Annotated in this window: 19 protein-coding genes; 10 read left to right on the top strand and 9 right to left on the bottom strand. The window is 71.4% G+C overall.

Annotation, left to right across the window (positions count from 1 at the left end; genetic code table 11):
* The first annotated feature begins 148 nt into the window (after window positions 1-148).
* The 3 genes from ACFHWT_RS06095 to ACFHWT_RS06105 all read left to right on the top strand — a co-directional run bounded on the left by ACFHWT_RS06095 (window position 149) and on the right by ACFHWT_RS06105 (window position 3,301).
* Window positions 149-1,423 (top strand): ABC transporter substrate-binding protein, encoded by a 1,275-nt coding sequence (locus tag ACFHWT_RS06095; protein ID WP_416593579.1) that lies wholly within the window; start codon window positions 149-151, stop codon window positions 1,421-1,423.
* Window positions 1,424-1,502: 79 nt separating this feature from the next.
* On the top strand, window positions 1,503-2,456 hold the full coding sequence (locus ACFHWT_RS06100) for a carbohydrate ABC transporter permease (protein ID WP_416593675.1): 954 nt from the start codon (window positions 1,503-1,505) through the stop codon (window positions 2,454-2,456).
* Window positions 2,453-3,301, top strand: coding sequence for a carbohydrate ABC transporter permease (locus ACFHWT_RS06105; RefSeq protein ID WP_416593580.1), 849 nt, complete (start codon window positions 2,453-2,455; stop codon window positions 3,299-3,301). Before ACFHWT_RS06100 ends, ACFHWT_RS06105 begins: the two co-directional genes overlap by 4 nt.
* 108 nt (window positions 3,302-3,409) lie before the next feature.
* Here the strand turns inward: ACFHWT_RS06105 and ACFHWT_RS06110 are convergent, their stop codons facing one another.
* Window positions 3,410-4,039 (bottom strand): winged helix-turn-helix transcriptional regulator, encoded by a 630-nt coding sequence (locus ACFHWT_RS06110; RefSeq protein ID WP_416593581.1) that lies wholly within the window; start codon window positions 4,037-4,039, stop codon window positions 3,410-3,412.
* A 62-nt stretch (window positions 4,040-4,101) separates the two neighbouring features.
* Here ACFHWT_RS06110 and ACFHWT_RS06115 point away from each other — a divergent pair, with 62 nt between their 5' ends.
* Entirely contained in the window at window positions 4,102-5,031 is a 930-nt protein-coding gene (locus ACFHWT_RS06115) for an SDR family NAD(P)-dependent oxidoreductase (RefSeq protein WP_416593582.1), read from the top strand.
* Between the two features lie 2 nt (window positions 5,032-5,033).
* Here the strand turns inward: ACFHWT_RS06115 and ACFHWT_RS06120 are convergent, their stop codons facing one another.
* The 6 genes from ACFHWT_RS06120 to ACFHWT_RS06145 form a co-directional block, all read right to left on the bottom strand.
* Complete coding sequence (locus tag ACFHWT_RS06120; RefSeq protein WP_416593583.1) at window positions 5,034-5,378, bottom strand: LPXTG cell wall anchor domain-containing protein; 345 nt, start codon at window positions 5,376-5,378, stop codon at window positions 5,034-5,036.
* Between the two features lie 35 nt (window positions 5,379-5,413).
* Window positions 5,414-6,103: a hypothetical protein gene (locus tag ACFHWT_RS06125; RefSeq protein WP_416593584.1), complete on the bottom strand. Its 690-nt coding sequence runs from the start codon at window positions 6,101-6,103 to the stop codon at window positions 5,414-5,416.
* Window positions 6,104-6,147: 44 nt separating this feature from the next.
* The gene (locus tag ACFHWT_RS06130) at window positions 6,148-7,059 is read right to left on the bottom strand and encodes an oxidoreductase (protein ID WP_416593585.1); all 912 of its coding nucleotides are present in this window, start codon (window positions 7,057-7,059) and stop codon (window positions 6,148-6,150) included.
* A 2-nt stretch (window positions 7,060-7,061) separates the two neighbouring features.
* Window positions 7,062-7,649, bottom strand: coding sequence for a TetR/AcrR family transcriptional regulator (locus ACFHWT_RS06135; protein ID WP_416593586.1), 588 nt, complete (start codon window positions 7,647-7,649; stop codon window positions 7,062-7,064).
* Window positions 7,646-8,590, bottom strand: a complete 945-nt coding sequence (locus ACFHWT_RS06140) for an oxidoreductase (protein ID WP_416593587.1) — start codon at window positions 8,588-8,590, stop codon at window positions 7,646-7,648. The genes ACFHWT_RS06135 and ACFHWT_RS06140 overlap by 4 nt, the downstream gene beginning before the upstream one ends.
* Window positions 8,591-8,657: 67 nt before the next feature.
* Window positions 8,658-9,245 (bottom strand): TetR/AcrR family transcriptional regulator, encoded by a 588-nt coding sequence (locus ACFHWT_RS06145; RefSeq protein ID WP_416593588.1) that lies wholly within the window; start codon window positions 9,243-9,245, stop codon window positions 8,658-8,660.
* Between the two features lie 94 nt (window positions 9,246-9,339).
* Between ACFHWT_RS06145 and ACFHWT_RS06150 the strand changes: the two genes are divergently transcribed.
* The 4 genes from ACFHWT_RS06150 to ACFHWT_RS06165 all read left to right on the top strand — a co-directional run bounded on the left by ACFHWT_RS06150 (window position 9,340) and on the right by ACFHWT_RS06165 (window position 12,269).
* Window positions 9,340-9,738 (top strand): hypothetical protein, encoded by a 399-nt coding sequence (locus ACFHWT_RS06150; protein WP_123603506.1) that lies wholly within the window; start codon window positions 9,340-9,342, stop codon window positions 9,736-9,738.
* An 80-nt stretch (window positions 9,739-9,818) separates the two neighbouring features.
* Window positions 9,819-10,433, top strand: coding sequence for a DM13 domain-containing protein (locus ACFHWT_RS06155; protein ID WP_416593589.1), 615 nt, complete (start codon window positions 9,819-9,821; stop codon window positions 10,431-10,433).
* 5 nt (window positions 10,434-10,438) lie between these two features.
* Window positions 10,439-11,170, top strand: a complete 732-nt coding sequence (locus ACFHWT_RS06160) for a response regulator transcription factor (protein WP_416593590.1) — start codon at window positions 10,439-10,441, stop codon at window positions 11,168-11,170.
* On the top strand, window positions 11,163-12,269 hold the full coding sequence (locus tag ACFHWT_RS06165) for a sensor histidine kinase (protein WP_416593591.1): 1,107 nt from the start codon (window positions 11,163-11,165) through the stop codon (window positions 12,267-12,269). Before ACFHWT_RS06160 ends, ACFHWT_RS06165 begins: the two co-directional genes overlap by 8 nt.
* 50 nt (window positions 12,270-12,319) lie before the next feature.
* Here ACFHWT_RS06165 and ACFHWT_RS06170 read toward each other — a convergent pair whose 3' ends face one another.
* Complete coding sequence (locus tag ACFHWT_RS06170) at window positions 12,320-13,927, bottom strand: ABC transporter permease (RefSeq protein WP_416593592.1); 1,608 nt, start codon at window positions 13,925-13,927, stop codon at window positions 12,320-12,322.
* Window positions 13,924-14,817, bottom strand: a complete 894-nt coding sequence (locus ACFHWT_RS06175) for an ATP-binding cassette domain-containing protein (protein ID WP_416593593.1) — start codon at window positions 14,815-14,817, stop codon at window positions 13,924-13,926. Before ACFHWT_RS06175 ends, ACFHWT_RS06170 begins: the two co-directional genes overlap by 4 nt.
* A 170-nt stretch (window positions 14,818-14,987) precedes the next feature.
* On the opposite strand from ACFHWT_RS06175, the gene ACFHWT_RS06180 reads away from it, so the two are divergent.
* Window positions 14,988-15,788 carry a helix-turn-helix domain-containing protein gene (locus ACFHWT_RS06180; RefSeq protein ID WP_416593594.1) on the top strand — a complete coding sequence of 267 codons (801 nt, stop codon included), beginning with the start codon at window positions 14,988-14,990 and terminating at the stop codon, window positions 15,786-15,788.
* Window positions 15,785-16,624 (top strand): ThuA domain-containing protein, encoded by an 840-nt coding sequence (locus ACFHWT_RS06185; protein ID WP_416593595.1) that lies wholly within the window; start codon window positions 15,785-15,787, stop codon window positions 16,622-16,624. Before ACFHWT_RS06180 ends, ACFHWT_RS06185 begins: the two co-directional genes overlap by 4 nt.
* The last annotated feature ends 136 nt before the right edge of the window (window positions 16,625-16,760 follow it).

Genomic DNA, 16,760 nt, shown 5'->3' on the forward strand with positions numbered 1-16,760 from the left:
CGCCCTCGTCCGGTTGACGGCACCCATTGCATTGACTACCGTCACTCCCAGTCTGGAGATGTTAACGTTCGTCAATGTCTTGCGCGTAGGGGTGATCCTGACAATCGCTGAAGCCGCGGCAGTCGACGACCACCGTATGGAGGGCCGCTTGAAGCGCGTCATCATCACCACAGCCACCGCCGTCGCTGCGGCGGCCATGATCCTGACCGCCGGCTGTACGCCAGGGTCAGGCGGTTCCGGATCGTCCGACCCGAACACCTTCGAGTTCTGGTCGTTCACCGGGATCAACCAGCAGGCATCCGTCGATGCGTACACCAGTGACCATCCGGACATCGAGGTCAAGCTCACCGAGGTGGGCGACACCAGCGAGACGGCCCAGGCGCTCACGGCGGCACTGGCCGGCGGCAAGGTGCCCGACCTGGTGCTGATCCAGGGCGACGACATGCCGAAGTTCATGCAGGCCCCGGAGAACTTCGTCGACCTGACCACGCTCGGCGCCGACCAGATGACCGGTGACTACCTCGACTGGGTGATCTCCCAGTCGACGACCGAGGACGGCAGGGTCATCGGAATACCGACGGATGTCGGTGGCATGGCGATCGCGTACCGGACCGACCTGTTCGCCGCCGCCGGCCTGCCCACCGACCGGGACGAGGTCTCCGAGCTGTGGCCGACCTGGGACGCGTTCATGGAGGTCGGCGAGCAGTACGTCGCGGCGACCGGCAAGCCGTTCCTGGACAACACCCCGACGAGCATCTTCTTCCAGGCGGTCAACCAGGGATCGGAACGCTACTACGACGCGAACCGCGAACTTTCGTACGACAAGAATCCGCAGGTCAAAGCGGCGTTCGACCTGACGTTGCAGATGTACGAGGCGGGCATTTCCGGCCGTATCGCCTCCTGGACGCCGGGGTGGACCGCCGGCATGAGCAAGGGCGACTTCGCGGTGATGTCGGCACCGTCCTGGATGCTCAACGCAATCAAGACCAATGCCCCGGACAGCGCCGGCAAGTGGGACGTCGCCACCATCCCGGGCGGCTCGGGGAACTGGGGCGGAAGCTACCTCGCCATCCCGGCGCGGGCGAAGAACCCGGCGGCGGCCTGGGACTACATCGCCACGATGCAGTCGCCCGAGGGTCAGCTCGCGCACTTCCTGGAGCACGGGGCGCTGCCGACCACGCCGTCGGTCTACACCGACCCGCAGCTGCTCGCGAAGACCGACCCGTTCTTCTCCGACGCGCCGATCGGCCAGATCTACACCGAGTCCGTGGTCAACATCGAGCCGTTCTACATCGGCCCAGACGACGCCACCATCGGCAGCGAGTTGCTCAACACGCTCACCAGCGTGGAGCAGGGCCAGGTAGCGCCCGACGACGCATGGGAGACCGCGTTGACCAATGTCAGGAACGCCCTGCGCGGCTGAGCGGACGACCCACGTGCGGCGGCCGCCGGAGCATCCGGCCGGCCGCCGCGTGTCACGGAAAGTGAGCGCTGTGACCACGATGCTCAGCCCGGCCACGGCCCGCAAGGACACCGGCCGGCCCACCCGGTCCCGTCAGATCCAGCAGGGCGTACGGGAACGACTGGCGCCGTACGCGTACATCGCGCCGTTTTTTCTGCTTTTCTTCATCTTCGGGCTCTTCCCGCTGCTGTTCACGTTCTACATCGCCCTGTTCGACTGGAATCCGATCGGCGAACGCAGCTACGTAGGGCTGAAGAACTTCTCCGATCTCGTCGACGACCCCCGGTTCTGGGGTGCGCTGCGCAACACGTTCAGCATCTGGGTGCTGTCGACGGTTCCACAGCTGCTGATCGCGCTCGGCATGGCGCACGTGCTCAACCACGTACGACTGCGGGCGGCCACCATGTTCCGGATGTCGATGCTGGTTCCCTACGTCACCTCGGTGGCCGCGACGACCATCGTCTTCGCCCAACTGTTCGACCGCGACTACGGCATGCTCAACTGGCTTCTCGGGCTGCTCGGATTCGAACACATCGACTTCACCGCGTCGCTGTGGGGCAGCCACCTCATGATCGCGGTGATGGTCGCCTGGCGGTGGACCGGCTACAACACCCTGCTGTACCTCGCCTCACTTCAGGCGGTGCCCCGAGACCTGTACGAGGCCGCCGCCGTGGACGGCGCCAACGGCTGGAAGCAGTTCCGGCACATCACTGTTCCCTCGCTGCGGCCGATCATCGTGTTCACCGTCATCACCTCGACGATCGGCGGGCTGCAGATCTTCACCGAGCCACTGCTGGCCAACCCGGTGGGTGGACTCACCTGCGGCGCGGCGCGACAGTGTCAGACCCTCACCCTGTTCCTCTACGAGCAGGCCTTCGGCCGGTTCCACTTCGGCTACGGCGCGGCCATCGGCGTCGCGCTCTTCGTGCTGGTCGTGATCATCTCCGCGATCAACTACTTCCTGGTCACCCGGATCCGCTCGGAGCGCCCATGAATCCCGCACCGCACCGGCGACGCAGCGCCAACCGGATCCACCCGGCCGTGTACGTGGCGCTGGGCGGCATGGTGTTCTTCAGCGTGTTTCCGCTCTACTGGATGTTCGTGGTGGCCACCACCGACTCGGCCACCGCGTACAGCCTGCCGCCGCACGTGTTGCCCGGTGGCAACTTCTTCCACCTGGCCAGCCTGGTCTTCGAGATCGTGCCGTTCGTGCAGGCGCTGATGAACAGTCTGGTCGTGGCCACCTCGATCGGCGTCGGTCAGGCGTTCCTCTGTGCGCTGGCCGGGTTCGCCTTTGCCAAACTGTCCTTCCGGGGCCGCAACACGTTGTTCCTGATCGTCGTGCTGACGATGACGGTGCCGACCCAGCTCTCGGTCGTGCCGCAGTACCTGATCATGTCGCGCTTGAACTGGGTGGACACCCTTCAGGCGTTGATCGTCCCCGGGCTGGTCAGCGCGTTCGGCATCTTCTGGATGCGGCAGCACATCGGCAACGTGGTCAACGACGAGCTGATGAACGCCGCCCGGGTGGACGGCGCGACGACCTGGCAGATCTTCTGGCGGATCGCTTTCCCGGTGGTCCGCCCAGCGGCGTTGATCCTGGGCCTGTTCGGCTTCGTCAACGCCTGGAACGACTTCCTGTGGCCGTTCATCGTGCTGAAGTCCCCGGAGCGGTATACCGTCCAGATCGCTATCAAAGCACTGCAGAACAACCGGGACATCGACCTCGGCCTGGCCATGTCCGGCTCGTTCCTGGCCACCTTGCCCGTGCTGGTGTTGTTCGTCTTCGTCGGCCGGCGCCTGGTGCAGGGGATCATGGAAGGGGCGTTCAAGGGGTGACCAGTTCCAGCGTCGCCCCTAACCCGGTTGTCCGATCCTGACGGTCGTCTGTGTACTACCGTGCTTCGGCTTAGTGTGCCCGGTGTCAACGGCTACGCCGGATAGTGGTCAACTTCCGGGGCCTGGCGCCCTGACCGGCTGGTCGGCGGCGGTGCCCGTGGCGGCCGCCGCCCAGCGGGCGAGGGCTTCGCCGACCCGGTGGAAGCCCTCGCCCGCGGCGCTGAACGCGTAGCTGCCGTCGGCAAGGCGCTGAATCAGCCCGCGCTGCTCCAGGCCGGCGAGGCGCTGGGTAAGGGTGGCCTGGTTGACGCCGGTGTCGCGGGCCAGGTCGGTGAAGCGGCGCGGCCCGACCAGCAGTGCGCAGTGCAGCTCCAACATCCAGCGTTCCTGCATCAGTGCCAGCAGGTCGTCGAGCTGATGGTGGCGGGTGTCCGGGTCACTGGTGTCGCCGGCCCAGGCCGCCATTTCGGCGAGCACCGGGCGCAGTCCGGTGCCGGTCGACGTCAGTGCGTAGCGGGTGCCCGGTGGTGTGGTGTCGATCACCGTACGGCTGACGATGCCGGCGGCCTCCAGCTCGCCGAGCCGGCGGGCGAGAGTGCTCGGCCCGACCGCCGGGACCGCCCGGCGCAGGTCGTTGAAGCCGGCCGATCCGTCGAGCAGCGCGTGCACGATGTGCAGCGTCCAGCGCCCCCGCAGCCGACCCACGGCGGCCAGCAGTACGCCCTGCTCGAGCTGCACGTCGCCACTGTATCCAGCGGCACACTTGTTAAACATCAGTAGCTAGTACTATTTTTTTAGTCATGACTGAGTCAACGAAGCGGGCCCTGGTGACCGGTGGCACCGGCGGGATCGGCCTGGCCACCGCCCGTGCCCTGGCCGGCCACGGCTACGCCGTCACGATCGTCGGGCGCGACCAGCAGCGGGGCGACGCCGCCCGCGACCAGGTAAGCGCCGCCGCCGCGGGCTTCCACTCCGCCGCCGGTCCGGTTCCCGCCCGGTTCATCCGGGCCGACCTCTCCGCACTGTCCGCCGTCCGCGCCCTGGCCGACGACACCCGCGCCGCCGGCCCGCTCGACCTGCTGGTCAACAACGTCGGCGGGATCTACCGGCAGCACTGGCACACCGTCGACGGCATCGAGGCGACCTTCGCCATGAGCCACCTCTCCGGCTATCTGCTCACCGAGCTGCTGGTCGACGACATGATTGCCGCCGGGCACGGCCGGATCGTCAACCTCACCTCGGGCGCTATCCGGCTCGCCGACCGCACCCCGCTGGACCGGGTCGAGGTGGCCGGGCGCTACTACGGCTTTCCTGCGTACGGGCGGGCGAAGCTCGCCAACCTCGCGTACACGATGGGTCTGGCCGACCGACTCGCCGGCACCGGCGTCACGGTGCTCGCCGCCGACCCAGGGGCCAGCGCCACCGACATGGGCCGGTCGATGCGCGCGGACCTGTTCCCGATGCCAGCCCGGCTGGCCTTCCCGCTGATCTACCTCAACCTGTTTCGGACCAGCGCGACTGACGCCGCCCGCAGCTCCATCGCCGCCGCCACCGCCGACCTGCCCAGCGGTACGGTGCTCGGCCCGAAGGGCACCCCGGTGCGCCCGGACGCGCGGGCCACCGACCCGACGGTCATCCAGACTGTCACCGCGCTCAGTCAGGCGACCTGCGCCTCCTCCCGCACCGACAGCCGGTCAGCGACTGCGGGACAGGATGCGCTGCCCGAGTAGCGTCACATCGACCAGATCGGCGGTCTGTCCGTAGTCCGGACCATCGACTGTGGTGCCTGCGGCGGGCGTCGCGGCCGCTGCGGAACCAGCCGATGCCCACGGCGCATCCCCACCGGCTCCCGGGCCGGCCGGGTCGCCGCCGCATGCCGCGAGCGCCGCGAGCGTGTGACGAACCGGATGCGCCGCCGACGTACCCCGGCGAGCAGGGTCAAACCGGCGGCAACCAGGGCGACACCGCCGACCGCGTACGCGATGCCGGCGGCCCCGGTCACCGGTAATTCGCCACCCGTGCTCCCGCCGCCACCCGGCGTCGCAGCCACGGTCGGCGTTCCCGGCGTGGCTGGCATGGTCGCCCCCGGGCGTCTGGGTCGGGCTCGGCGCGTCACACTCCGCCGGTGGGGCGTACGTTCCGGTCATCCAGGTCGGGGCGTCGAGGGCGAACGGCCCGGTGATCAACTGGTACGCGGTGCCTTCCGGCAGCGCGAAGGCAAGCTCGGTGGTGCCGGGCGGGACCGGTGCCAGTGTCTCCCGGCCGGGACGGTGTCGGCCGTGACCAGCAGCAGACCTCGGCCGTGACCAGCAGCAGACCGTCGACGGCCGCGGTGCCCCGGTTGGTCAGCGTCAGCTCCAGCCCGGCGCAGCCGTTGTCGGCGCTCACCCGGAGCACGGGGGTGCCGGTGCAGCCGTCCGGAGTCCGGAACGCCGCTTCCCGCGCGGCGGCCAACATCAGGTCGACGTCGATGTCACCACCGCCGTCGAGACGCCACAACGCGACCCTCATCACGTCTGCGCCATGCAATTGCCCGGCAGCTTCGAGCGTGTCGGCGAGTCGGCGGCTGTGCCGCAGCCGGGCCAGCACCGGCGTGGCAGCCCGCAGCATCTCGGCGTACAGCCGGTGGCTGAGCTGGACAAACTGTTGCCCATCCACGGTGACGACGGTGACCAGGCCGCGCCGCTCCAGCGCTTCCAGCGTCGCCGACCCGGCTACGGCGACTGCGGCCGGCAGCGGCAGACGCTGACTGAGGGCGAGTAGTTCCAGGGCGTCGCGTTCGGCCGGGTCGGCGGCCGTCAACCGGCTGCTGCCCGACCCGGCGGCCCGGCCGCAATCGGCCGCGGCTATTCGGCGACCGGGAACTCGACACCGGTCAGCTTCTCGCTCTCCGTCCACAGCCGGCCAGCGGTGGCGGCGTTGTCGGCCGCCGGGCTGCGTCGCGCTTCGACCGGCGGGCCGACCATGTCGAACAGCCGGCCCGGCCCCCAGTAGCTGCCACCGTCGACCGCCGGGTCGGTGGCGGCGCGCAGCGTCGGCAACGCTCCGTCGCGCGGCGTCATCGCGATCAGCCGGCTGACGGCGGTGACGAAGCCACCGGTGTGCCGGGCCAGGTCGGTGGCGGTCCACCCGGGATGGGCGGCGGTCGCCAGTACGGGCGACCCGGATCCGGTCAGCCGGCGTTGCAGTTCCAGGGTGAACAGCAGGTTGGCGAGTTTGCTCTGCCCGTACGCGGCCCACCGCCGGTAGCGACGCCGCTGCCAGTTCAGGTCGGCGAAGTCGATTCGGCCGGCGCGGTGGGCGTTGCTGGCGACGGTGACCACCCGGGCGCCGACGCCGGTGGACAGCAGCAGTGGCAGCAGCCGGCCGGTGAGCGCGAAGTGGCCGAGATGGTTGGTGCCGAACTGCAGCTCGAAGCCTTGCCGGGTGCGCCGCAACGGGGTCAGCATCACCCCGGCGTTGTTGATCAGCAGGTGGAGCCGGCCGTGGTCGGCGTGCAACGCCTCGGCGAACTCGGCCACCGAGTCGAGGTCGGCCAGGTCGAGCCGGGCGCAGCTTACCGTGCCAGTCGGCCGTTCGGCGCGGATCCGGTCGGCCGCCGTGCCGGCCCGTCCGGCATCCCGGCAGGCGAGCACCACGTGGGCGCCCTTGGCAGCGAGCATCCGGGCGGTCTCGAAACCGATGCCGGAGTTCGCGCCGGTGACGACGGCGGTCCGGCCGCTCTGGTCCGGCAGGTCGCCGAAGGTCCACGGTGTCATCGTCACTCCCGGGCTAGGGCCTCGCCGCCGGCGAACACGATCGTCACGGCGGTCTGCATTCCGCTCCGGTACTCGTCGACCGAGGAGAGTTTGTGTTTCAAACCGAACGAGGCGGCGTGCAGATGCTCGGCCAGGTCCCGGGCGGACAGGCCGGCGGCCCGCCACCGGTCGGCGACCCCGCTGTCGGCGAGCACCTGCTCCACCCCGTCGACCAGCCCGCGCTCGATCCGCTCGGCCAGCGAGCAGCGCAGCGTGGCCGCGGTGTTCAGCAACTCCTCGAAGTTGCCGTGCACCGCGGCCCCGACCGATGGGCCCTGGCACGCTTCGAACGCGGCGAGGATCCGCCCCGGCGGGTCGAGGTCGTCGCGGGCGAAGGCAGCCCCGGTCGCCGCGCACACGCCGGTCACCATCCGGTCCACGGCGGCGACGAACAGCTCGTCCTTGGTCTTGAAGTGCAGGTAGAGCCCTTGCCGGGAGATGTCGGCCGCGCGGGCCAGGTCGTCCATCGAGGTTTTCCGGAACCCGTACCGGATGAACACGTCGATCGCGGCGTCGGCGATGGTGTCCCGTCGGGTACTGCCCGACGTCACGCCGGGCGCTCCGTACGTCCCAGTGCCGAGAACGGGTACGCCACCCCGGTCAGCTGTCCGCTCTCGGTCCACAGTCGGCTTGCCATGACGGCGTCCTTGGCCCGGGCGGAGCTGCGGGCCGGCGCGGGTGGCCCGTAGGTGCCGAACCGGCGGGCCGGTCCCCAGTAGCTGCCGGCGGCGGCCTGCGGATCGGTGGCGGCGCGCAGGCTGGGCAGCGCCCCGGCCGATGGCTGCATCCGGATCATCCGGTCGATCCGCGACCGGTTCTCGCCGGTGGACCGGCCCTGGTGGCGGCCGATCTCGGTCGAGGTCAGGCCGGGATGGGCGGCTACCGCCCGCACGGTCGACCCGGCCTCGGTCAGCCGGCGCTGCAGTTCCAGGGTGAACAGCAGGTTGGCGAGTTTGCTCTGCCCGTACGCGGCCCACGGCCGGTAGCGGCGTTGCCGCCAGTTGAGATCGTCGATGTCGACGCTGCCGGTCCAGTGGGCCAGGCTGGAGACGGTCACCACCCGGGCCGCCGGTGCCGCGTCGAGCAGCGGCAGCAGTTCGCCGGTGAGCGCGAAGTGCCCCAGATGGTTGGTGCCGAACTGCAGCTCGAAGCCCTGCCGGGTGCGCCCCAGCGGCGGTGCCATCACGCCGGCGTTGTTGATCAGCAGGTCGAGCCGGTCGTGGTCGGCGCGGTAGGCGTCGACGAACGCGGTGACCGAGTCGAGGTCGGCCAGGTCCAGCTCGGCCCCGGTCACCGTGCCGGCTGGCTGACCGGCCCGAATCCGGTCCAGCGCCGCCTCACCCTTGCCCTTGTCCCGGTAGGTCAGCACCACGTGTGCGCCCTTGCCGGCGAGCATCCGGGCGGTCTCGAAGCCGATGCCGGTGTTCGCCCCGGTCACCACCGCGACCCGGCCGGTCTGGTCGGGAATGTCATCGAATGACCATGCGGCCATGTTGACCCTCGCTCCTCTGTCGCTTGCTTGACAACTGAGACAAGCTTTACGCGGTGTGCTTAGTCTGTCAAGTTGACGGTTTCCTGGTGGGCTCGAAGAGCAGTCGGATCACCGGGCCGGCGAGCGCCGCCGGGTCGTCGTCCGCGTCGTGCGGCAGCGCCCCGGACAGCCACAGGGTCGCGAAGCCGTGCACGATCGACCAGGCCGCCAGGCGGGCGTTGTCCCGGTCGCCGGCCGGCACCCGGGCGTCGTCCAGGCTGGCCCGTAGCGCGCGGCCGGCCCGTTGTCGCGCGGTGACCAGCTCCGGCGCGTCGAAGTTCAGCAGGCTCGGTTGGAACATCACCTCGAAGTGCGCCCGGTGGGACGCGGCGAACCGCACGTACGCCTGGCCGGCGGCGAGGATGTCACCGCCGGCCGCCGCCAACTGGGTCGCCAGCAGGTCGAGGCCCTCGGTGGCGATCGCGGTGAGCAGGCCGGTCTTGTCGCCGAAGTGGTGCGTCGGGGCGGCGTGCGAGACCCCCACCCGTCGAGCCAGGTCGCGCAGGCTCAGCGCCGCTACCCCGGATTCGGCGATCGCCTCGGCGGCGGCGGTCAGCAGGGCTCTACGCAGGTCGCCGTGGTGGTACGGCTGTTGCCGCATCGCGCCTCCCGTCATCTTTGCGTTGACAAGATGCTACCCGGAGCGGCAATCTTGTCAGTGACAAGATGGCGGGCGCGCGGAGCCCCCGACACCCGAGGAGCACCCCCTGATGAGTACGGCGGACCGATGGCTGACCGTGATCGCGCTGGTCAGCGTCCCGACGGTGATGTTCGGCGGCTACTCGCTGATGCGGCTGGCCGCCGCCCGAAAACTGACCGACTTCCAGCTGTCGCTGTTCCGGGCCGGCCACGCCCACGCCGGCGTGCTGCTGGTGCTGACCCTGACCGCACTGAGCATCGCCGCCCGGGCCGGACTGTCCGACCCGTACACCTGGGTGGTCGGCGCGCTGCTGGCCGCCGGCACGATCAGCCAGTCCGGCGGCTTCTTCCTGCACGCCGGGATCGGACGTCCCGGACAGTGGTCGGTCGGCAACACCCTGACCGTGCTCGGCGCGGGGCAGCTCACCGTCGCGCTGCTGCTGCTCGCGTACGCCGTCGCAACCAGCTGACCTGCCGGTACGCCGACCGTAAGACTTTCGCAAGAGATCAACTACGGTCGGCCGGGCGCTGCCGCCGTAGGCTGATCCGCGTGTGGAAACGACTCCTTGCCAACCCGTTGAGCTGGCTGCTCGCCGTCGTCGTAGCCGCCGGACTCGCGTTCGGCGGCTACTGGTACCAGCCGTGGAAACTGTTCACCGACGACGTGGTCGACGAGGCGCTGCCGCAGGTGCAGACAGCGGCGACCGGCACCCCGGCAACGGACCCACCCGCGTCCGGGACCGACTCACCCGGGTCCACCGCGTCCGGTTCCGCATCGCCCAGCCCCGCACCGGCCAGCCCGTCACCGGCCGGCAACCAGCTGCTGGCCTCCGGCGAGTTCGTCACCCACGAGCACGAGACCAGCGGCACCGCCGAGGTCGTCCAGTTGGCCGACGGCCGCCGTCAGCTCGTATTCCGCGACTTCGCCACCTCCAACGGCCCGGACCTGCGGGTCTGGCTCTCCGACCAGCCGGTGCTGGACGGCCGCGACGGCTGGTTCGTCTTCGACGACGGGCAGTGGGCCGAGCTGGACCGACTCAAGGGCAACCGGGGAGACCAGGTGTACGAGATTCCTGCCGACGTCGACCTGACCAGCCTGACCAGCGTCTCCATCTGGTGCAAACGCTTCTCGGTGTCGTTCGGGGCAGCCGAGTTGGTCGCCTGACAGCCATGGCCGTGCCCACCACCGGCGGACCGTCCCTACGGGTGCTCGTCGTCGACGACGATCCCACCGTGTCCGATGTGGTCCGCCGGTACCTGGAACGAGCCGGCTACCAGGTCACCCGGGCCGCCGACGGGGTCGCCGCGCTGGCCGCGGTCGACCAGTGCCGGCCCGACCTGGTGGTACTGGACCTGATGCTGCCCGGGTTGGACGGGCTGGAGGTGTGCCGGCGGCTGCAGCGGCAGGCCAGCGGCGTACCTGTGATCATGCTGACCGCACTCGGCGAGGAGGCCGACCGGGTGATCGGCCTGCAGCTCGGTGCCGACGACTACGTCACCAAACCGTTCTCGCCCCGGGAGCTGGTGCTGCGGGTGCAGTCGGTGCTCCGCCGCTCCGGGCCGCCCCCCGGCCCGGTCGGCGGTGAACCTCCGGTGGTCCGCGACGGCGAGCTCGCGCTGGACACCAGCCGGCGGTCGGCCCGGCTCGGCGACACCGAACTCGCGCTCACCACCCGCGAGTTCGACCTGCTGCTGCACCTGGTCCGCCACCCGGCGAAGGCGTTCCGTCGGGAGGAACTGCTCGCCCAGGTGTGGGGCTGGAACTTCGGTGACCAGTCCACCGTAACCGTCCATGTGCGACGACTGCGGGAGAAGGTCGAACGGGATCCGGCCCGACCCCGACGGATCGTCACCGTCTGGGGCGTCGGCTACCGCTACGAACCGGCGGCCGGCAATGCCTGACCTGCCCACCGGCGACGTCCTCGCCGTGCTCGCCATCGGGCTGGGCGCGTCGCTGCTGATCGGTGTGCCGGGCGCGGTCGCGCTGCGGCTGCTGCGCCGGCACAGCATCGTCGTGCACCTGACCGTCCTGCTCACCGTCACCGTACTGGCGGTCCTCGCCGGCGTCGTCGGCGCGGCCCAGGCGATGTTCCTGTCCGTCCACGACCGGGACGTGGTGCTGCTGGTGCTCGCCGCATCCGGAGCGGTCAGCCTGGCTGTCGGCTGGTGGCTGGGTGCCCGGCTGGCCCGGCAGGCAGTCTGGGCCGACCAGCTGCGTCAGCGGGAACGCCAGGCCGAGGCGAACCGGCGGGAACTGGTCGCCTGGGTGTCGCACGACCTGCGGACGCCGTTGGCGGGGCTGCGGGCCATGGCCGAGGCGTTGGAGGACGGCGTCGTCGCCGACCGGGCCACCGTCGCCGACTACCACCGGCGGATCCGGGCCGAGACCGACCGGATGACCCAACTCGTCGACGACCTGTTCGAACTGTCCCGGATCAACGCCGGCGCGTTGCGGCTGTCGCTGCGCCGGGTGCCCCTCGCCGAGGTGGTCTCCGACGCCCTCGCCTCGGCCGAGCCGCTGGCCCGGGCGCGAGGCATCCGGCTGGTCGCCGCCGAACGCGGCTGGCCGTCGGTCACCGCCAGCGAGCCGGAACTGGCCCGGATCATCGGCAACCTGCTTCGCAACGCGATCCGGTTCACCCCGTACGACGGGGTGGTACAGGTCAGTGCGGGCCGCGATGGCGGTGCCGCCTGGCTGGCGGTGCACGACACCTGCGGCGGCATTCCCGAGGCGGACCTGCCGAGGGTGTTCGACGTGGCGTTCCGGGGCGAAACGGCGCGCAGCCCCGCTCCCGCCGGCCCGCCCCGAGCGGGGTCGCCGATCGGGCCGGCGTACCTGCCCGCCTGGGCCGGACCGCCCCGTCCCGAGCCGCCACCGGCCGGCGGCGGCCTCGGCCTGGCGATCGTGCGCGGCCTGGTCGAGGCGCACGGCGGTCGGGTCGAGGTGGCCAACACCGGCCCCGGCTGCCGGTTCCTCGTCCACCTGCCCGCCGCCGGTTGACCCAGCACGCCGGGCCGCTGGTCAACCTCCGGTGCGCCTTTCCCGCCCGGTCAGCCGACCGGCAGGTCCCGCCGCCGCAGCCCGATCATTCCGGCGGCGGCGGAGCCGGCCGCCAGCAGCGCCAGGACGACCAGCGGTACGGCCGACACCTGCCCGCCCGGCAGGCTCGGCAGATGTGTGAACGGGGAGAGATTGCGCAGCGGCTGCGGCAGCTGCAGCAGCGCACCGAACAGGTCGAGCCCCACCGTCGCCGCCAGCACCGCCCACCCGGCCGTCGCCAGCCGGGGCACCAGTCCGACCAGGGCGAGCGCGACCGCCCCGAGCAGCCACACCGCCGGCAGCGTCGCGACCGCACCGACCAGCACCCGGGCCGTCGTCGGGCCGACGTCACCGCCGGACAGCCCGTACGCCACACCCATCGTCGACCCGGCACCGGCCATCAGCACGACCGGGCCGACCAGGGCGAACAGCAGATGACTGGCCGCCCAGCGGGATCGGGACACCGGTGCGGCGAGCACCGGCTCGATCCGACCACTGGCCTCCTCGACCCGTAGCCGGCCCACGGCGGCGATCGCGTACCCGGTCGCCCCGACAGCGAACAGGCCGAGCATCGCGGCCAGGAACAGATCAACCAGGCCGGCGGCCCCGCCGAGCCGGGCGAACAGGTCACGCAGCGTAGGATTGTCGGTCAGCATGTCGCCGACACCGCCGGCCACCGCGCCCAGCAGCGCACCGGTGAGGGCGAACCCGGCCGTCCAGCCGGCCAGCGGCCCCCGGTGCAGCCGCCAGGCCAGCGCGACCGGGCCGGCCAGCCGGGGTCCGCCGGTCGCCGGCCCGGTGCCGGCTGCCAGCAGCCCGGACCCCAGGTCCCGGCGGCCGTGCAGCCCGGCCGCGACGGCGACCAGCCCGGCGGTCACGACGGCGAGCGGTCCGAGCGCCCACCAGGCGTCGTCGGCGTACGGCCGCAGCCGCATCACCCAGCCGAACGGCGACACTCCGCTCAGCCAGCCCAGCGGCCCGCCGGTGTGGGCGCTGAGGTCACCGACGACCCGGCCGGTCACGGCGGCGCCGAGCCCGACGGCGGCGATCCCCCGGGCCGCCGCGGCGGTGGTGGCGAGCTGGGCGGCGACCGCCCCGACGGCGGCGAACAGCCAACCGGCCGCGGCGAACTGGGCGCCCAGCGCGACCGACCCGGCGACCGGAAGACCTTGGCCGGCCAGCCCGGCGGCGACCGCCGTGGCGAGCAGCAGGTTGGCGGCGAAGACGACGACGAGGGCGGCGGTCAGGCCGGCGTACCGGCCGATCGGGGCGGTACCGAGCAGCTCCCGCCGGCCGGCTTCCTCCTCGGTACGGGTGTGCCGTACGACGGTGAGCAGGCTGATCAGCGCCACGATGACCGTGACGATGCTGATCCGCCAGGCGACCAGTCCGCCGAGGTCGGCGGTGTGCACCGGACCGTACAACGCGACCAGCGCGGCGTTGGCGTTGCTGGTCTGCGCGAACGCCGACCGTTCGGCGGCGGTGGGGTAGAGGGCGGGGAAGGCGGCGGCGAAGTTCGCCGGCATCACCGACAGCCAGATGATCCACAGCGGCATGACCAGCCGGTCGCGGCGCAGGATCAGCCGGACCAGGTGCCCGGTGCCGGCCAGCGGGTTCACCGCCGGGCTCCGGTGCCGCGGTAGTGCCGCAGGAAGAGTTCCTCCAGCGTCGGCGGCTGGCTGACCAACCCGCGTACGTCGGCCTCGGCCAGCCGGCGCAGCACCTCGGGCAGCACGGCCGGGTCGACCTCGCAGCGCAACCGGACCCCGTCGACCCTGAGCCCGTGCACCCCGGCCAGGTCGGTCAGGTCGGCCGCAGCGGCCAGGTCGGCGACGATGGTGGTACGGCTGAGATGCCGCAGCTCGGCGAGGGTGCCGCTTTCCACGGTCCGTCCGTCGCGGACGATGGTGACCCGGTCGCACAGCGCCTCGACCTCGGCGAGGATGTGGCTGGACAGCAGGACGGTCCGACCCTGTCGGGCGGCGTCGGCGACCCGGTCGCGGAACACCGCCTCCATCAGCGGGTCCAGCCCGGAGGTCGGCTCGTCGAGTAGCAGCAGCTCCACGTCGGCGGCGAGGGCGGCGACCAGCGCCACCTTCTGCCGGTTGCCCTTGGAGTAGCTGCGGCACTTCTTCGTCGGGTCCAGCGCGAAGCGCTCCAGCAGGTCGGCGCGGCGACGCCGGTCGAGGCCGCCGCGCAGTCGACCGAGCAGATCGATCACCTCGCCGCCGGTCAGGTTCGGCCAGAGGCTGACGTCGCCCGGCACGTACGCGAGGCGACGGTGCAGGGCGACCGCGTCCCGCCACGGGTCGCCACCGAGCAGCGACACCTGCCCGCCGTCGGGCCGCAGCAGGCCGAGCAGTACCCGGATGGTGCTGGTCTTGCCGGCACCGTTGGGGCCGAGGAAGCCGTGCACCTCGCCGGCCGCCACGGTCAGGTCGAGCCCGTCCAGCGCGGTGCTGCGGCCGTACCGCTTGGTCAGGCCCCGGACCTGGATCATTGTTTCCATATCTAGAAAGCTACGTTGCGTTCGCAAGGTGGTCAATGAAAAGCCCGCCACCAGCGGGCACGATTGCGAGGAACAGGGTCCGGCGTTGCAATGGCGCTTGCGGTTAATGCAACGATCGGCCAGGATGTGTTGCAATGAATTGAGGCTGAATGCAGCGGAGGGCGGGGCGGATGCCCGGCGGACGGTTGACCTATCAGGACCGGCAGCGCATCGAGCAGGCGCTCGCCGACGGCGCCGGCTACGCCGAGATCGCCCGCCGGCTCGACCGCCCGACCTCCACGATCAGCCGGGAGGTCGGGCGCAACGGCGGGTCGGGCGGCTACCGGGCCACCGCCGCGCACCGGGCCACCGCGCACCGGGCCCGCCGGACCGGACCGGTCACCCGGCCACCGGCCGGCCAGAGCACCGGCAACGGCCGGGACGCGGCCGCCGTGCAGGCCTTCGAGCAGCAGTTCGCCGCCCTGATGATCCAGTCGGGCTTCCCCCGGATGACCGCCCGGGTGCTGGTCAGCCTCTTCGTCAGCGACGGCGGCTCACTCACCGCCGCCGAGCTGGTCGACCGGCTGCGGGTCAGCCCGGCGTCGATCTCGAAGTCGATCGCCTTTCTGGAGCGGATCGGCTTCGTCTCCCGGCGGCGCGAGCCGGGGCAGCGGCGCGACCGGTACGCCGTCGACGACGGCCTGTGGTACCGGGCCTGGTCGCTGCGGGTGCACGTCTTCCGGACCTGGGCGGACGCGGCGACCCACGGCGCCGCTGTACTCGGGCCGGACACACCAGCCGGCGACCGGCTGCAGTTGATGGGCGAGTTCTTCGGGCTGGTCTGCCGGGACGTCGAGCGGATCACCGCCGAGTGGCAGGCGTTCCTGTCCACCCGTGGTCTGCCGCCGCAGCCCGACCCCGGTGCCGCCGCCGACCTCGGCAGGCCCACCGACGCTGACGCGCCTACCGTCGTCGCGGAGCCGGTCCGGTGACCGGCGTGCCGACCCGGCCGGGTGCCGGTCTCACCCGACGCACGGTCGGCACCGGCCTGCTCGGCGGTATCGTGGCGCTGGTGACCACCGGCTGTACCGAGTCGAGCACCGAGACGAGCACCGAGACCGGGTACCGGGTGCTGGTCTACAGCCGCACCACCGGGTACCGGCACGATTCCATCCCGGCCGGTGTCGAGGCCGTCGGCGAACTTGGCGCGGAGCACGGCTTCGCCGTCGACGCCACCGAGGACCCGGCCGTCTTCACCCCGGAGGACCTGCGCCGGTACGCCGCCGTCATCTTCCTCAACACCACCGGCGACGTGCTCGACGACGCCGGCCGAGCCGCGTTCGAGGGTTACATCAACGGCGGCGGCGGATTCGTCGGGGTGCACGCGGCCGCCGACACCGAGCACAACTGGCCGTTCTACGGCGAACTGGTCGGTGCGTACTTCGCCCAGCACCCGCCGGTGCAGCCGGCCACCGTCGAGGTCGTCGACCGGACCCACCCGGCCACCGCACACCTGCCGACCCGCTGGACGCGTACCGACGAGTGGTACGACTACCGGACCCGGCCGACCGACGCCAGGATCCTCGCGGTGCTCGACGAGACCAGCTACACCGGCGGGCAGATGGGGCAGCCGCACCCGCATGCCTGGTGTCGGACGTACGCCGGCGGCCGCACCTTCTACACCGGCGGCGGCCACACCATCGAGGCGTACGCCGAACCGGCGTTCCGCACCCACCTGCTCGGCGCGATCCGCTGGGCCGCCGACCAGTCGCCCGCCGCTGACGAGAGCCGGTCGCCCGCCCCCGCCGACCGGGATGCCACAGGGTGACGGCCGGGCCCCGGGCTCATCCGGACGGTCAGCGCTGACCTCCGAAGGTCGGTAACTATCCAATATCTGATTGAACACGGAGTGTGACGTGGCGCACGCTGCAGACCGGTCCGAGTCCGGCTGCAGCAGCCTCCGA

The organism is Micromonospora sp. LOL_021, from assembly GCF_048060215.1.
GTDB lineage: Bacteria > Actinomycetota > Actinomycetes > Mycobacteriales > Micromonosporaceae > Micromonospora_E.

What these genes read in the sequence shown, in the direction of transcription:
- ACFHWT_RS06145 (WP_416593588.1), bottom strand. Translation starts at nt 9,245, where the DNA reads ATGACGGGAGGCGCGATGCGGCAACAGCCGTACCACCACGGCGACCTG.
- ACFHWT_RS06175 (WP_416593593.1), bottom strand. Translation starts at nt 14,817, where the DNA reads ATGGAAACAATGATCCAGGTCCGGGGCCTGACCAAGCGGTACGGCCGC.
- ACFHWT_RS06150 (WP_123603506.1), top strand. Translation starts at nt 9,340, where the DNA reads ATGAGTACGGCGGACCGATGGCTGACCGTGATCGCGCTGGTCAGCGTC.
- ACFHWT_RS06165 (WP_416593591.1), top strand. Translation starts at nt 11,163, where the DNA reads ATGCCTGACCTGCCCACCGGCGACGTCCTCGCCGTGCTCGCCATCGGG.
- ACFHWT_RS06180 (WP_416593594.1), top strand. Translation starts at nt 14,988, where the DNA reads ATGCCCGGCGGACGGTTGACCTATCAGGACCGGCAGCGCATCGAGCAG.
- ACFHWT_RS06115 (WP_416593582.1), top strand. Translation starts at nt 4,102, where the DNA reads ATGACTGAGTCAACGAAGCGGGCCCTGGTGACCGGTGGCACCGGCGGG.
- ACFHWT_RS06160 (WP_416593590.1), top strand. Translation starts at nt 10,439, where the DNA reads ATGGCCGTGCCCACCACCGGCGGACCGTCCCTACGGGTGCTCGTCGTC.
- ACFHWT_RS06100 (WP_416593675.1), top strand. Translation starts at nt 1,503, where the DNA reads ATGCTCAGCCCGGCCACGGCCCGCAAGGACACCGGCCGGCCCACCCGG.
- ACFHWT_RS06105 (WP_416593580.1), top strand. Translation starts at nt 2,453, where the DNA reads ATGAATCCCGCACCGCACCGGCGACGCAGCGCCAACCGGATCCACCCG.
- ACFHWT_RS06140 (WP_416593587.1), bottom strand. Translation starts at nt 8,590, where the DNA reads ATGGCCGCATGGTCATTCGATGACATTCCCGACCAGACCGGCCGGGTC.
- ACFHWT_RS06120 (WP_416593583.1), bottom strand. Translation starts at nt 5,378, where the DNA reads ATGCCAGCCACGCCGGGAACGCCGACCGTGGCTGCGACGCCGGGTGGC.
- ACFHWT_RS06130 (WP_416593585.1), bottom strand. Translation starts at nt 7,059, where the DNA reads ATGACACCGTGGACCTTCGGCGACCTGCCGGACCAGAGCGGCCGGACC.